12 protein-coding genes are annotated in these 15310 nt (G+C 60.7%); 3 read left to right on the top strand and 9 right to left on the bottom strand.

Annotated features, from left to right (window positions below; genetic code table 11):
- From GR158_RS17200 to GR158_RS17160, 9 genes are all read right to left on the bottom strand, one after another.
- Nucleotides 1-711: an SDR family NAD(P)-dependent oxidoreductase gene (locus tag GR158_RS17200; RefSeq protein WP_160871932.1), complete on the bottom strand. Its 711-nt coding sequence runs from the start codon at nucleotides 709-711 to the stop codon at nucleotides 1-3.
- Complete coding sequence (locus GR158_RS17195; protein ID WP_160871997.1) at nucleotides 711-1196, bottom strand: MarR family winged helix-turn-helix transcriptional regulator; 486 nt, start codon at nucleotides 1194-1196, stop codon at nucleotides 711-713. Before GR158_RS17195 ends, GR158_RS17200 begins: the two co-directional genes overlap by 1 nt.
- Nucleotides 1197-1579: 383 nt before the next feature.
- Nucleotides 1580-2050 (bottom strand): MarR family winged helix-turn-helix transcriptional regulator, encoded by a 471-nt coding sequence (locus tag GR158_RS17190; RefSeq protein ID WP_134650212.1) that lies wholly within the window; start codon nucleotides 2048-2050, stop codon nucleotides 1580-1582.
- A 156-nt stretch (nucleotides 2051-2206) separates the two neighbouring features.
- Nucleotides 2207-3520, bottom strand: a complete 1314-nt coding sequence (locus tag GR158_RS17185; RefSeq protein ID WP_134711007.1) for an MFS transporter — start codon at nucleotides 3518-3520, stop codon at nucleotides 2207-2209.
- Nucleotides 3521-3695: 175 nt separating this feature from the next.
- Nucleotides 3696-4727, bottom strand: coding sequence for a leucyl aminopeptidase (locus GR158_RS17180; protein ID WP_160871931.1), 1032 nt, complete (start codon nucleotides 4725-4727; stop codon nucleotides 3696-3698).
- A gap of 41 nt (nucleotides 4728-4768) precedes the next feature.
- Nucleotides 4769-5416: an N-carbamoylsarcosine amidohydrolase gene (locus GR158_RS17175; RefSeq protein ID WP_160871930.1), complete on the bottom strand. Its 648-nt coding sequence runs from the start codon at nucleotides 5414-5416 to the stop codon at nucleotides 4769-4771.
- Nucleotides 5417-5425: 9 nt separating this feature from the next.
- The gene (locus GR158_RS17170) at nucleotides 5426-6178 is read right to left on the bottom strand and encodes an Asp/Glu racemase (RefSeq protein ID WP_160871929.1); all 753 of its coding nucleotides are present in this window, start codon (nucleotides 6176-6178) and stop codon (nucleotides 5426-5428) included.
- 72 nt (nucleotides 6179-6250) lie between these two features.
- The gene (locus tag GR158_RS17165) at nucleotides 6251-7051 is read right to left on the bottom strand and encodes an alpha/beta fold hydrolase (protein WP_160871928.1); all 801 of its coding nucleotides are present in this window, start codon (nucleotides 7049-7051) and stop codon (nucleotides 6251-6253) included.
- The gene (locus GR158_RS17160; protein ID WP_134650206.1) at nucleotides 7048-8184 is read right to left on the bottom strand and encodes an FAD-dependent monooxygenase; all 1137 of its coding nucleotides are present in this window, start codon (nucleotides 8182-8184) and stop codon (nucleotides 7048-7050) included. Before GR158_RS17160 ends, GR158_RS17165 begins: the two co-directional genes overlap by 4 nt.
- 379 nt (nucleotides 8185-8563) lie before the next feature.
- Between GR158_RS17160 and GR158_RS17155 the strand changes: the two genes are divergently transcribed.
- Genes GR158_RS17155 through GR158_RS17145 form a run of 3 tightly spaced genes read left to right on the top strand, consistent with a single transcriptional unit; the run spans nucleotide 8564 to nucleotide 15302 of the window.
- On the top strand, nucleotides 8564-9064 hold the full coding sequence (locus GR158_RS17155; protein WP_230640297.1) for a (2Fe-2S)-binding protein: 501 nt from the start codon (nucleotides 8564-8566) through the stop codon (nucleotides 9062-9064).
- The gene (locus GR158_RS17150) at nucleotides 9061-12603 is read left to right on the top strand and encodes a molybdopterin cofactor-binding domain-containing protein (protein ID WP_160871927.1); all 3543 of its coding nucleotides are present in this window, start codon (nucleotides 9061-9063) and stop codon (nucleotides 12601-12603) included. The genes GR158_RS17155 and GR158_RS17150 overlap by 4 nt, the downstream gene beginning before the upstream one ends.
- An 11-nt stretch (nucleotides 12604-12614) precedes the next feature.
- Entirely contained in the window at nucleotides 12615-15302 is a 2688-nt protein-coding gene (locus tag GR158_RS17145; protein WP_160871996.1) for a carbohydrate-binding protein, read from the top strand.
- Nucleotides 15303-15310: the final 8 nt, after the last annotated feature.

Genomic DNA, 15310 nt, shown 5'->3' with positions numbered 1-15310 from the left:
TTAGAAAAACTCCTCGAGCTGGCAATTGACGGCGAATTCGGCGACGGAAGCCTCGTTCGGTAGGGAGAGCAGCATGGCGATGATGCGGGCGAGATCGGCAGGCTGCGTCATTTGATCTGCCGGTCGTTCGGACAGGGCCATCGCCATATCCGTGGCGACGAAACCGGGGCATACGGCAGTGACACGCACGCCGCTTTCGAAGCCCGCCTGCCGGATGGCATGCGCAAGCGCGACCGCCGCGAATTTGGAGAGAGAATAGCTGCCGGCCGATGCGGACTTCACCCGCTTGCCGGATAGGGAAGCGAGGATGATGACTCGGCCACGGCCACTTTCGCGCAACGCTTCCCAGGCGGCCTTAACCAGTCGTCTCGGCGCCTTGACGTTGACCGCAAGCATGGCGTCAATGTCATCGTCATCCGCTTCGATTACCGTCTTCGGGATCATGATGCCGGCATTGGCGACGACGGCATCGATACGACCGAAACGCTGCAAGGCGTCGTCCGCCCAGCGCTTCTCGGCAGTCGCATCAAAAGCATCATAGTGGGCAAGATGGACCTGTGCTTCATGGCCGATGGCCCATTGCGGCAGCGATGGGCTGCGCATGCCCAGCGATACCGACCATCCTTCGCCAAGAAGAGTAGCGGCGACATGATCGCCTATACCCCTGTTTGCCCCTGATATGAGAGCCACGCGTCCTGTCGTCTGCGCCATCATGCAAGCCCCACAATATGCCGGTAGGCGCGACGCAGGATGTCGATGACCTGTTTCTGCTCGTCTTCTGGAATGAAGCTGAAGAAATCGCGCGATTGCTGCGGCACGATCTCGCGAACTTTCGTTGCAAGTGCCGAGCCGGCTTCTGTGATGTAAAGCTCCTGGGCGCGGCTGTCGTCCGGCGACACCTCCCGTCGGATCAGATCGTGCGCCACCATCTGGTCGATGATCCTGCCCATTGCCGAGCGGTCCCGCATCGTCAGATGGGCTATCACCGACGGACGGATGCCCGGATAGTCATCAACGAGCAGCAGGGTCGTGATCTTCCCCGTTCCCTTCGCCACATCCAGCCCGTCCAGCCGGGCATCGAGATCACGCGAGACGGCTAGGTTGATCGTGCGGATGTAAAAGCTCAGCGTGTCTTCAAGCACATCGAGATTGATGTCAGTCGGCGATGTCGGCGGATTTTCAGTTGGTTTGGACACGGAGTTTCCGTTCGCATGGTCAAGGATCAGCGTTGGCGCACACGCGTTTCCGGCGTGCCGCAATGCAGGTTTTCGGCCATGCCGTATGTCAGTTTCGTGACTGAATGAAAGAGTAATCAGTGGACAAACGCAACTAGTTTGATTGCGATAGTCCAAGAAGAACGGGATAATGATGAAATCCGCGCCTTGGCCGCCGACGCCATCCATGGATCATGTCTCGTGGGATCCAGCCATCGGAACGACGAACCGCATCGACGTCGGGCCGCTGCCTCGACGATCGCCTCCGCGTCAGCCGCATCATTCTTGTGCCGTTTGACGAAAGGCTTCCCGTAGGCGGCGGGATCCGACTGCGTCCAATTTTCTTTTGGTCATAAATTCGCAGGTCAAACTTTCGGATCATCGTCCTCTGCGATTTTTCGCAAAAGGAACAGGAGCGCGACCTTTTCCGCCGGGTTCAGTCGCCTCATAGTCTGTTCACTGATGATATGTCCTCGCGGGTACATCTGCTGGAGGATAGCTTCCCCCTTCGGCAACAGTGAGATAATCACTTTTCGCCCATCGACCTCGTCTCTGGAGAGGTCAACGAGGCCGCGGGCCTTCAGGCGCTCGACGATACCCCGGATGGTGGCCTGATCGACGGAGGTGGCCTTGACGAGTTCAACCTGCGAGCTCGGACCGAGATCATGCAGGGCACACAGGGTTACGAACTGGACCGATGTCAGGTCAGGATCACTTGCGTTGCTCTGGAAGATGGAAAGGTGCCGCTGATAGGCCTTGCGCAGCAGGTGCCCGACCTGCTCAGTAACCTGGTAAAGCCCCGCCGCCTGCTCGTGCTCGTCTTTGTCATCAGCCATGATGGTGGCACCCGTATTGATATCTCATTCGTCTTCGTGCAAAACGCCGCAAATCGCAACACCATCTATGCGCGAATTTCGTTCATTGTGGGCGCTTCGCGCGCAACGCCGGAATTTGCCACGCAGCGTCAAACTGCGTGGCGATAGATCATGGGCCTATTCGAGCACCTGATCTTTCGATTCCGCATTGATCAGCCAAACGCTGACGGCGGCCACAACCAGCAATCCTGAAATCACCCCAAGCGCAAGGCCGAAATTCGAGGTCATCAGAGGTGCGACGATCGAAGGGGCCAGCAGGCCGCCGAACCGGGCAACCGATCCGGCCATGCCCATGCCGCTGGCGCGAAGCGTGGTCGGGTAGATCTCCGGCGTGAAGGCATAGATCGCGCCCCAGGTTCCGAGAAGTGCAAAGCTGAGCAGCAGGGTTGCCGCGACGATGATCTCCGCCGTCTGCCCCAGGCCATAGGCGAGTGTACCGACCGCACTGAGCAGAAGGAACCCGATCAGCGTGGGCTTGCGGCCCCATTTCTCTACACCATAGGCGGCAAGCGCGTAACCGGGTAGCTGGGCGATAGCCAGAATGACGAGGAAGACCTGACCGCGGACGAAGCCGAAGCCGTCGGCCGCGAGCTTGACCGGCAGATAGACGAAGACGCCGTAATAGGAGACCGAAATCAGCATCCAGGCCAGCATCAGGAAGACGGTGCGGCGACGCAGATCACTTGAGAAAAGCGCACCGACACTCTTCTTCTGGGGTGTCTGCGGCTTCAGCGGCGAAATTTCCACATTATTGCCGTTTGCCTTGGCAACTTTCTGCAAGACCTGACGCGCCTCATCGGAACGCCCCTGCTGATTGAGGTAGAGCGGCGATTCCGGAACATAAAAGCGCAAGACGACGCCGATCAAGGCAGGAAGGCCGGTCACGAAGAAGATCGTCCTCCAGGCTTCTCCACCCTGCGTTCCGGCCACGAGGGCCAGAAGGGCGAGCGCGACCGTACCGACGGCCCAAAAGCCTTCAAGCAGTACGAGCCAGCGGCCGCGCCGGTCGGAGGGAAGGAATTCCGCCATCATGGCATAATCGACAGGAAGCGTTCCGCCGACGCCAAGGCCGGTGAGAAAGCGCGCGACAAGAAGCCATTGGAGGTCCGGCGCGAAGGCGGATGCCACGCCGCAGATCGCGTCGAGAATGATCGCGATGAACAGGACAGGTCGGCGGCCGATCCGGTCCGCCAGGCGGCCGAAAACAAAGGCGCCGATGAGCATTCCGAAGAAGAATAGCGTGCCGGTCTGTAAGGCCTCCGGGACCGTGACGCCGAAACTTTTGGCGATCGATGGCGCGCTGAAGCCGATCGCCAGAACCTGCATGGCATCGGCCGCCCAGACGAGGCCGAAAATGACAAATAGACGTTTTTGAAAGCGGCCGACACCGGCGGCTCGGATGCCGTCTTCTACTGTAATGGCTGATTGCATGGTTTCCCTCTTTTATAAATGTATAGTTGGCGTTCTGTGAGAGCGGTGATCTTTGCCACCTTGATTCTCGTGGAACCGAGCACATGGATATGCCCGGCTCCGACCGCCTTGGGGACGGCCGGAGCATTTGAATATTCTCCGTCTTTGAAGAGCTGATTGAGCGAAGACCGGTTGATCAGCTGAACTTGTACTGCATTTCCTTCACGGCGATATCGCCGTTCAGAACCATCGGCTCGTCATCGAGGAACAGCGAGCAATTGCGCATTGGGATGTCCAGGTGGCATGCCGTGTCGTTCGGGCCGCCCAATTCATTATTCGGGCCCGTGGAGAACATGACGTTTCCGTAGAAGGAGCGCGCCTCCATGCCCATCCCGCCCGGGAATTCGCCCGGCACCATGCGATGCCACTTGGCATTCTGGTTGAGGCCCCAGCCGACATGGCTCATGCCCATGCCACGCGGATCGTTGAAACCGGCCATGTAGGATTTGACCAACTCGGCATCGAGACCGCCGCGGATGTCGGTGATCCAGCCGTTTTCGATCGTATAGATGATCGGGTCGCGGACGTAGATGTTCTGTGGCAGCAGGATATCGCCAGGCGCGACGACGATCGTACCGTCGACGCCATCGTCGTCACCGCCGGTGAAGACAAAACCCGACGGCCAGTGGTCCCAGCGGCCTGGTTCGTCGGTGCAGGCATATTCCGTGATGGCCGGATAGGTGTTGAGCTTGTAGGTGACATCCGTGCCGTGTTCGGAGGTGATCCGCATCACCTTCGCCTTGGACAGGAGGTCGCCGGCAAACTCGACGCGTTCGCGCAGTTCCTTCGTCGGCAGCATGCGGGCGAGGATTTCCGGCGGCTCCACTGCGGTCAGAATGCGCGTGCCGGATGCCTGAATCGCCATCTGCTCCGGACTAAAGAGAAGGAAGATGCAATCGATCAGCATGTCTGCGGCCTTGAGAGCCTCGACCGCTTCAGGCATGGCTGCCAGACCGGTCTGGCCGACAGCCCAGGCACCTGCCGGCGGCACCGGCGGCAGACGCATGTGATACATCTTGGCGCCCAGACGCATGCCCGCGGCCATGAAGGCGTCGGCATAGGCGAGGCGCTCGTTGCCCTGGGTCAGGACGATGAGTTTTTCACCCTCGTGCACGCCAGACATCTTCAACTGATGCAGGCAGATTTCCGTGAAGCTGAATTGATCCATATTCGTTCCCTTTTTGATTGAAAGCTGAAGCACTTCGGATGTTACGGACAGCCGGACTTTGCCTTGGCCTTGGCGATTTCCGTGATCGCCTCCTCTTTCGAAACGACATCGCCATATTTGCTGTCGATGTCGAAGAGGTTTGCATTGTGCGGATCAGGATGCCGGTCGCCGACGCACTCCCGCACGACGATGGGCCTGAAACCGTATTGAACCGCATCGACAGCGCTTGCCCGGATGCAGCCGCTGGTCGAGCAGCCAGCCATGATCACCGTGTCGATGCCCTGCGCATGCAGTTGCGAGGCGAGGCTGGTGCCGAAGAATGCGCTGGCATACTGCTTTACGATGACCAGTTCACCCTTTGCCGGCTCCACGTGGTCGCAGAACTCGGCCAGGACATTGCCCTCGACCATCGCCTTCATGACCGGCGATTTCCTCACCCACATGCCGCCATCGGCGCAGTTTTCCGCCAGATAGAGAATGCGTGTATGGATCACCGGAATGCCGGCATCCCGCGCCGCCCGGATCAGTTCGGGAGCCTGCGCTACAGCCTCGACCACGCCGGGCGCGTAGAGTGGTGCTCCCTCGATCGTATAGGCCTTCAGAAAGTCGATGACGAGTAGCGCCGGGCTCTTGCCGAAGCCGATGCGATTGCCCCAGACACCTTGATAATTGGACTCAGCGCTCTGCATGATCTCTCCTCAATAGGCGCCGGACAGAAGTGCGCCGGCACCGGGCACCACCGCCTCCAGACCGAGCGACTTCAGCATGCAGTACGTCGTCGCGACGGCGGCGGTCAGAACCGGTTTTCCGGTCATGGCCTCCACCTTGGCGATGACAGGCAGGGACGGCATCTGCACGCAGGCGGACAGGACGATCACATCGACATCGGTCAGGTCGAGCGTCTGGACGATCGCCGGCAGGTTTTCCGGATCGTGGCGGGCGACATCCAGATTGTCGGGAATTTCCAGCGCCCGCCAATCCATCACCTCAAAGCCTTCCTCGCGGATATAATCGACCACGAGTTCGGTCAACGGCTTCATATAGGGTGCGACGACGGCGATCTTTTTCGTCTTCATCACCTTCAGCCCCTCGATCAGGGCGCCGGCGCTGGTGACGACCGGAATGTTCGTGCCTTCCTCGATCGTGCGGCCGGTCAGACGCTTTTCGGACTGGCGGTGATAGCCGAGACCCATCGCCATGATCGCGACGAGGCACGCATAACCCAGCACATCGACGCGGGCATCGGACAGTTCAATGGCGCAACGATCGGATTCCGCATCCATCGCCGCCAGTTCTTCCTTGACGACCTTCTTCATGCGCATGCGGCTGGAATGGAAGGTGAAGCGCTCCGCGCGGATGGATTGCCGCGCCGTCAGCATGGCCGGGATTTCCGTCTCCATGGTGGTATTGGAACTGGGTACGATCTGGCCGATACGGTATAAGGTCTTCACGAGATAAATCCTCTGCTTTGCGAAAAAGAGCAAAAAGAAACAGCGGCGAACCGTTTGATCCGCCGCTGCCGATCAGCGGGAGAGGAAATCTCCGAGAGCCTCAAAGAAGCCGTCGAAATCATCCCAGGGGATCATGTGGCCAGCGTTCGGCACATGGATGATTTCCAGCGCGGGCTGAAGCGACAGTGCTTCCTCCTCGTCCACCTTCTCAATCACGCCGCCCCGACCGGCCACCATCAGCATGGCAGGCAGCGTCAGTTTCGGCAGATCCGGAAAGATATCGTCCTTGTGGAAGTCCTCAAAAGCGGTGACGATGGCGGGCTCGTAGCAGGTGTGCAGCCATTCGGCGCGCAGCTTCAACTGTTCGTCGGTCCAGGTCGGGCAGAACGCCCTCATGCCTTCGGCGTCGATACCGCTTGTCGCCAGACGGATACTGTCGACATACCAGGGCAACTTGCTCGGATAGGCACGCCGCCCGGGTCCGGAAACCGGTGGATCGATGAGGGCGAGCCTCGAAAACGCGCGAGGCGCGGAAACTGCCGCGCGGATTGCGATGCGTGCGCCCATCGAATGACCAAGCAACGCCGGTTTCGAAAGCCCGAGCGCCGAAGCGAAGGCGACGACATCGGCCGCCATCGCATCAAGACCGTAGTCGAGATCGGGGCCGGTCGAGGACAGGCCACGACCGCGCACGTCGAGGACATAGACGTCGTAGCGCTCGGCCAGCCGTTCCGCAACGAAACCCCAGGTGATCGCCGGGCTGGTGATACCGGGAATCAGGATGACGGCCGGGCCTTTCCCACCGTAGCGGAGATAATGCTGGCGGATGCCATTGGCGGAAATGTTAGCGCCGTAGAGCGCCTGCCCGCTCATGCCGCGTACTCGCTCTTCAGCGGTTCGGCATAGATATCGTAGCCATAGACCCAGGACGGATCCTCCTGGTCGAGCAGGAAGGTATTGGCATTGGAAACGGCCTGCACCCGCGTCGCGCGATCTCGGCGGTTGGCTTCATATAGCTTGAAGGCCGTGCCGAAATCGCTGACGCCGGTTTCCTGCAGGCAGCGGGTGAGCATGGCGGCATCTTCGATGGCCATGGCCGCCCCTTGCGCCATATGCGGCTTCATCGGATGGCAGGCATCGCCAAGCAGAACCAGGCGCCCCTTGCTCCACAAGGGCAGCGGATTACGATTGAACAGCGGCCATTTGGTCACCGTATCGGTGCTCTCAATCAGAGCCTGGATGATCGGATGATAACCTTCGAAGGCGGACGCCATTTCTTCGCGACTGCTGTCGACAAAGGTGGAATCGAATTCCCATGCCGCATGCGGGACACCGGTGACATAATAATATTCGTCACGACGCGCCGTCGTGTAGTAGACCATCATATGCCGGTCAGGACCCCACCACTTGACGCAATCCTCGAAGGTGAGATCGAATTTTTTAAGCTTGTCGGCGGAGATCAACGCACGATGGCCGACCCAGCCGCTATAATTGGGCTTTTCCTCGCCAAGCAGCGTTTCGCGGACACGCGAGTTGATGCCATCGGCACCGATAACGATATCGGCGCGAACCGACGTTCCGTCCTCGAATTCCACGAGTACATCGGAACCACTGTCCTCGACGCGCGCGAGCTTCTTGCCGAAATGCAGCGTGCCGGGCTGAAGCGCATCGCATTGGATTGCCTGCAGATCACCGCGATGCACCGTGCAATAGGTTGCGCCATAGCCTTCGAGCGGAATGCGCGAAAGATAGTCGCCGGTGATTCCGTCACGGCTGAACCAGTGGGTCGGCGTGCTGCTGATATCCTTGACCTTCTGATCGACGCCGATGCGTTCGAAAATCTTCAGGACATTCGGCCCCATATGAATACCGGCGCCGAGGCGCGCAAAGCTCGGCGCCTGTTCATAGACGTTTACGTTGAACCCGGCATGCTGAAGCAACGCACCCGCGACGGCGCCGCCAAGGCCTGCACCAATAATCGCAATCTTTTCATTTCCGCTGGACATGGCGACCCCTCTAACCGTCTTTCGACGGGCTGTTTTCTCATTGGATAGCTTGTCGTAATTTGTAGTGTATACGCTTTAAATAGCAAGTGCGTTACGTAATTTTTTCGCTGGTCTGCGATTTTCGTCCCAAATCCTACGGCGTTTTCGCCGGTTTGCAACGCATAATTTGGACTTGCCAGCCCACAATATGAAGCGTATACACTTTTAATATAAAAATAAGGGAACAGTTGATGCGTGATGTCGGTGACCGTCGCATCGTTATGGGATGCGGGCATCTTCGGGATGCCTGTGTCGTAGCGATTCGTCCGATTGCAAAAGGCGCGAGCCTTGTTTCCGTCGCGTGGCCGGAGCGCCGGCCTTGACGTCGGTTTCCGTTTCATTGACCGTGAATGATGCAGTCCGTCACCTTGACGCGAAGCCCGAAACGCCACTCCTCTACATCCTGAGAAACGACCTCGCCCTCAACGGCCCGAAATACGGTTGCGGCCTCGGTGAATGCGGCGCCTGCGCCGTTCTTGTCGATGGTCGGCCTGTGCGCTCCTGCACGGTCCCGCTTAGTGCCGTCAGCACCCGGCGGGTGACGACGCTCGAAGGTCTCGCGGCTGAAGGAGGCCTCCATCCCGTGCAGCGCGCCTTCATCGAGGAAGCGGCGGCGCAATGCGGTTATTGTCTCAACGGCATGATCATCGCCATCGTTGGTCTGCTCGCGCGCAATCCCGACCCCGGCGAGAGCGACATTCGCGAAGCATTGCGCCATCATCTTTGCCGTTGCGGTACACATATGGAAATTCTGGCCGCCGCACGGCGGGCTGTACGCTATGCCCGGGCGGACCGGGAATCCGGCCCGGCGCCGGTCGACAAGACGGAGGTTTCGCCATGACTGCCCACCGCGAAACGCCGAAATCATCCTACATGGCCGCTACCGACACGCTGCTCATCGTATCGGATGTCACCTGCGGTGATGACGCCGAACTCTACATCGCCATCCGACCGGACGGGCTTGTCACAGCCTTCAACGGTCACGTCGATCTCGGGACGGGCGTCCGCACTTCGCTTGCACAGATTGTCGCGGAGGAGCTCTGCGTACCATTCGAACAGGTCGAGATGGTACTCGGCGCGACCTCTGCCGCACCCAATCAGGGCGCGACCATTGCCAGCGAAACCATTCAGATCACAGCCGTTCCCCTGCGACTGGCCGCCGCGACGGCGCGCCATCACCTTCTCGCAAAAGCTTCCGCGAAGACCGGCGTCCCGCTTGATCAGCTTCTTCTAGAGTCCGGGATCATTCGTGCCTCTACCGGCGAAAACTGGGCCCTGACCTTTGCCGACCTCGTCGCGGGCGAACATGTGCGCCTGTCGATCGATGCCGACGCTGCCCTGAAGCCCGCATCGGACTATACGCTTGTCGGGTCGTCACGTCCGCGGGTCGATATTCCGGCGAAGGCGACCGGACAATGGACCTATGTACATGACGTGCGCGTACCCGGCATGCTGCATGGCCGCGTCGTGCGTCCACCCTATGCCGGTTTCGATCATGGCGAACATGTCGGTAACAGCCTGATCTCCATCGACGAGGGCTCCGTTGCCGATATCGACGGACTGGTCGGCGTCGTGGCCATCGGTGATTTCGTCGGCGTCGTCGCGACACGCGAGGAAATTGCCATCGAGGCCGCGAAAAGGCTCAAGGTCGTCTGGCGCGATCCGCCGGAGCGCCCGGATCTCAACGCACCGGAGGCGGCGCTGCGTGCCAATCCCGCGACGGCGCGCACGCTCGCCGATCGCGGCAATGTCGATATGGCCCTCGCTGGCAGCGCCCAGCTGCTGGAGCGGACCTATGTCTGGCCCTACCAGATGCATGGCTCGATCGGCCCGTCCTGCGCGGTGGCGGACTATCGAGACGGCGGGCTGACAGTCTGGTCGGGCACACAGAATCCCTTTCCGATGCGCCGGGATCTGGCCCTGCTTCTGGATCTCCCGGAAGACGTGATCCTGGTGGAACGTCTAGAAGCTGCTGGATGCTATGGCCGCAACTGCGCCGACGACGTCACCGCCGATGCCGCCCTGCTGTCGCGCGCCGTCAAGGCTCCCGTCCGGGTCCAGTTGAGCCGCGAGCAGGAACATGCCTGGGAACCGAAAGGGGCCGCCCAGATCATGGATGTGCGTGGTGGCCTTGATCTGGAAGGTGGGCCTTCAGCCTATGATTTCCAGACGCGCTATCCCTCCAATCTCGCCCCGACCCTGCCGCTCATCCTGACCGGCAAGGTGCCACCGGTCTCCGATGTCGTGCAGATGGGTGACCGCACAGCGATACCGCCTTACGCCTATGGCAACCTGCGTGTGACGGTTCACGATATGCCGCCGATCGCCCGGGCGTCGTGGTTCCGCGGCGTGTCCGCCATGCCAAACACCTTTGCGCATGAATGCTACGTGGACGAACTGGCAGCCGCTGCTGGCGTCGACCCGATCGAATACCGGCTGCGTTATCTTGCGGATCCCCGCGCAGTCGACCTGGTCAACGCACTGGCAGAACGGGCGAAATGGGTTCCCCATACCAAATGGGGCACGCTCGGCGGCGAAGGGGACCTGCTTTACGGGCGCGGCTTTGCCTACGCGGTCTATATCCACGGCCCCTTCCCCGGCAAGGCAGCTGCCTGGGCGGCATGGGTTGCCGACGTTGCCGTCAATATCAAGACCGGTGAGGTCGCGATCACGAAAGTGACCTGCGCCCAGGATTCCGGGATGATGATCAATCCCGATGGCGTCCGGCATCAGATCCACGGCAATGTCATACAGTCGACGAGCCGGGTGTTGAAGGAAAAGGTAGAGTTCTCTTCGACGGCCGTCACCTCGAAGGAATGGGGCGGCTATTCGTTGATCACGTTCCCCGAAGTTCCCGACATCGACGTGCTGATGATCCCGCGGCAGGACGAGCCGCCACTGGGCGTCGGGGAATCCGCATCGGTCCCAAGCGCATCCGCCATTGCCAATGCGGTCTATGACGCAACCGGAATTCGCTTTCGTGAACTGCCTTTGACGCCGGAACTGGTGCTGGCCGCTTTGAACGGCAAAGCCGACGAACCGACACCCGACCCCAAAAAACGCAAATGGTGGAACATTGGACTATCCGTCGCCGGAGTGGTCGCCGCTGTTTCCAGCATCGTGACGATGTCTTCTCCATGGCGCCCTGCGATCCCCACGATCGCCCGTCCGGACAGCAACGTCTACAGTGCCGCCACCATCGAACGCGGACGTCTCGCCGCAGCGGTGGGTGCCTGCAACGTCTGTCACGTCGGCCCGGACGGAACAGCCTTTGCCGGCGGACGACGCTTCGACACGCCGTTCGGCGCCGTTTACGCAACCAACATCACGCCAGACAGGGAAAATGGCATCGGCGCATGGTCCTATCCGGCCTTCGAGCGGGCGATGCGCGAGGGCGTGAGCCGTGACGGCCATCACCTCTACCCCGCCCATCCCTACACCTCCTTTGCCGGAGCCGAGGATGCCGATCTTCAGGCACTCTACGCCTATATGATGACGCAAGTCCCCGTTGCGAAAAAGCCGCCGGAAACGGCGCTGAAGTTCCCCTACAACATCCGCTCGATGATGGCCGGCTGGAACGCGCTGTTCCTGAAAAACGAACCGTTTCGCTACACCGAAACCCGCTCGGCCGAATGGAACCGTGGCGCCTATCTGGTCGAAACGCTCGGCCACTGTTCGGCTTGCCATACCGAGCGCAACGCGCTTGGCGCGGAGAAATCCGGAGAAGCCCGACTTTCCGGCGGATTCGCCGACGGGTGGGAAGCGCCTGCGCTCAACAGTTTTTCCAGAGGGCCGGTCGGCTGGACGGCGGATGCCTTCTACGACTACCTACGCACTGGCCATTCGCGCGACCATGGGAGCGCTGCCGGCCCCATGGCGCATGTTGTCGAAGTCATGCAGCCACTTCCCGATACGGACATCCGTGCAATGGCGACCTATCTCGCCAGCCTGAACGAGGTAACCGCGCCGGATACGGCTGCGGCGCAAAAGGAGGCGGCGATTGCCGCCAGCGAAACTGCAAAGGCAAAAGCCGCGCGCATCTCACCGAAGGGCGAGCGCATCTTCAACGGAGCCTGCGCCACCTGCCATCAGGGCAATACGCCCCTCTCTTCCCTGGCGCTGAACAGCAACCTGCATGCCGATACGCCGGACAATATCCTCCAGGTGATCCTCAACGGTGTCGAGGCGCCAGCGATCCTCGCCGAAACCACAGGACGAGAAGCGCCCGAAGTCATGTCGATGCCAGCATTTCGCGAGACGCTGAACGAGACGCAGATCAAGGATCTCGTCGCCTATCTGCGCGCCCGTTTCGCGCCGGACAAGGCCGCGTGGACCGACACGTCGAGCGCGATGCAACGCGTCGTGTCGCCCGCGCATTGAAGGGCAGAGAGTTGGAACCGGCGGCGACGGACAGGCAGAATGAAGACCGCGCTCTTTTCCGGGAGCCGACAGCCGCGTTTCGCCCATCCGCATACTGGTTCTGGCACTCCATACCGACGCCGGACGTCTGCCGCACCCAGCTTGCCGATTTCAAGGCGAAAGGCATTGGAACGATCCTCATCCAGGCCCGGCTGGCCATGCCGCTGGATGGTTATCTCTCCGCGCCGTATCTCGAAGCCTATCGCATATCGGCCGAAATCGCAGCTGAACTGGGCCTGAAGCTCGGCCTCTACGATGACTACAATTGGATCAGCGGCCATGCCGGCGGACGCACCGTCGCAGGTCGGGACGATCTGCGCGAACGTCATATGTTCTGGTCGTCAGGCTCGTCGCCACAAGGGGCGATTAGCGGCATCCACCCGCCTTTCGTACAAGCGATGGGGCCGGATATCATCGGCTGGCAGTACGAGGGCGGCCGTGTAGAATGGTGCGAGTGGACGGTGGAAGCGGCAGTCCTGCACCCGATTTCAGATATCAGGACTCCTGACGAAATTGTCGACGTGACAACGCACGTTCGCATCACCGACAGCGACGCCGTTTCCTGCACCTATGCATTCCACGGAAATATCGAAGCGGACCTGGCGCTGACCGTCTTCATCAGTGCCCGCTCCACGACCTCGCGCCTCATCAACTACCTCCTTCCGCAAGCGGCCAGGCGTTTCATCGAGGTCGGTCTCGATCCGCTCGTCGCGGCACTGGACGGGTTGATCCCTGATCCTGTCGGCTTCGTGTTCTACGATCAGCCGGCCGCTGGCTTTTATCGTTGGGACCAGATGTCCGGCAGCCTCGGCAACAGCCTGCTTTTTGCACCATCGCTTCGCCAGACAGTGGCGGAACGGAGCGACGTATCCTTTGCGAAGGCGCTGCTGGCGCTGGTTCGCGATACCGGGCGCGAGACGTTGCGCATACGGGCCCAATTCTACGCCGCCTATTCGGCGCTGATGAACGCGGCATTCTTCGGCACCTTGCGCCATTGGGCCGAAACGACAGGAATCGTCCTGACCGGCCATGAAATCCTGCCGCATGTCTCGTCCTTTGCCCTGAATGGCGGCTTCATCAGCATCGATCCCCGCGTCGCGCCGGCGGTGGATTTCTTCGGCATCGATGCATACCGGCACCAAACGGCCGTCGATTCCAACAATTTTGCAGCGCAGCTTGCACCGAAACTCGGCGATTCCGTCGCACGCTCGAACGGACGCAGCCGATGCATGGTCGAAACTTATGCCAGCGCCGAGAGAACGACGGTGCGCGCCGCCGGCCAATGGGAACTGACGCTGAAGACCGCACGCGCGCAGGCCATCCGGCTGCATTGCCTCGGCATGCGACAGTTCATCTGGCACGGCGTCTACCAGACAGACGGCCGAGACGACGACCCCTCGCCTTTCGTCAACCCGAGATTCGATTTCGCGCCCGGCATCAATTTCGAGCCGTGGTGGCCCTATCATGATCTCTTTTCCGATGAGACTGCCCGGATTTCCGCGTTCATCGAGCCGGCGAAACCCCGCACGCCGGTCGCGATCCTTTATCCGCTTTACACCGCCTTTGCCGAAGGGCCGCGCCACAGCCATGCAACCCATCTTGGCGCGTGGTGCAAAGAGCTTCTGGCGCAGGGCTGCGATTTCATGATCGTCAGCGAGGCCGATCTGATCGCGGCGCAGATCCGGGATGGCCGGCTTTTTGCGTCGGGTCTTGTGTTCGACGCCGTGGTGCTGCCGTCGGTCACCGTCCTTGAAACAGTGGAGACGCTCCGCACGCTCGAAGCCTTCAGGTCCGCGGGTGGTATGATCTGGTCGTCAGGTGAGCGCCTGTCGCTTGCCTGCGACGACGGCGCGGCGATTGCCGCGCCCACGCTGTCCCACCACTGCGGTACGCCGCCCGCTGCAGAGCATATCGCCACCCTGCTTTCTTCCGTCCGGTCGTCCGGTCCTGATATCCAAATCGGATCGGTGCGCAGGCCGTGGCAATGGGTCGGATACGAAGAAGGCGGCTGGTGGCGCATCGTCCTGTTCAACGACGGCCTGGAAGGCGTCGATGTCTCTATAACTCTTGCCGAGGGCTTCGAATGCGAGGAATGGTCGCCCAATGACGTCACGATAACGGCTATCGGAGCCTTTCGCCATCTGGTCACAACCATCGAACCGCACGCTGTACACTGCCTGCGGATACGAGCGGCAAATCATGACGCAGCGGACAAAGGTACCATCGCCCCCCTGCCCGCCGTCGATCGCGAACGCGCCATCACGCTTGCCGATGGCTGGAGTTTCGCGCCGGGCGCAGGTGCCGATTTTGTGCCGATCTCCGTCGAAACCGGTTGGGAAAATCAGGGTTTCTCCGACTTTTCTGGCGTCGGTGTCTATCGCATGATGCTCACGGTCGAGACCGAAGCCAAGTGGATCCTAGAATTGCCGCAAGCCGAGACTGCCGTCACCGCATTCCTTGATGGCACGCCCACCGATCGGCGAGCCTGGCGGCCCTACCGCTTTACGCTCGGGCGCCTGAGCACCGGCACGCATATGCTGGAGCTTCACGTCGCCAACACGGCTGCAAACCGCTATTACCGGAACACGCCCTATCTCGGCGATAGGCCGGACGGGTGCGGCCTGACCGCCGCACCGAAACTGATCCCGCTTTCAAACTGACCGGATAC

This window comes from Shinella sp. AETb1-6 (assembly GCF_009826875.1).
Lineage (GTDB): Bacteria > Pseudomonadota > Alphaproteobacteria > Rhizobiales > Rhizobiaceae > Shinella > Shinella sumterensis.
This window is presented reverse-complemented; position numbering and strand designations above follow the sequence as displayed.

Excerpts from the sequence above, each read along its gene's own strand:
- GR158_RS17200 (WP_160871932.1), bottom strand. The coding sequence starts at position 711 with ATGGCGCAGACGACAGGACGCGTGGCTCTCATATCAGGGGCAAACAGG.
- GR158_RS17190 (WP_134650212.1), bottom strand. The coding sequence starts at position 2,050 with ATGGCTGATGACAAAGACGAGCACGAGCAGGCGGCGGGGCTTTACCAG.
- GR158_RS17185 (WP_134711007.1), bottom strand. The coding sequence starts at position 3,520 with ATGCAATCAGCCATTACAGTAGAAGACGGCATCCGAGCCGCCGGTGTC.
- GR158_RS17180 (WP_160871931.1), bottom strand. The coding sequence starts at position 4,727 with ATGGATCAATTCAGCTTCACGGAAATCTGCCTGCATCAGTTGAAGATG.
- GR158_RS17175 (WP_160871930.1), bottom strand. The coding sequence starts at position 5,416 with ATGCAGAGCGCTGAGTCCAATTATCAAGGTGTCTGGGGCAATCGCATC.
- GR158_RS17165 (WP_160871928.1), bottom strand. The coding sequence starts at position 7,051 with ATGAGCGGGCAGGCGCTCTACGGCGCTAACATTTCCGCCAATGGCATC.
- GR158_RS17160 (WP_134650206.1), bottom strand. The coding sequence starts at position 8,184 with ATGTCCAGCGGAAATGAAAAGATTGCGATTATTGGTGCAGGCCTTGGC.
- GR158_RS17150 (WP_160871927.1), top strand. The coding sequence starts at position 9,061 with ATGACTGCCCACCGCGAAACGCCGAAATCATCCTACATGGCCGCTACC.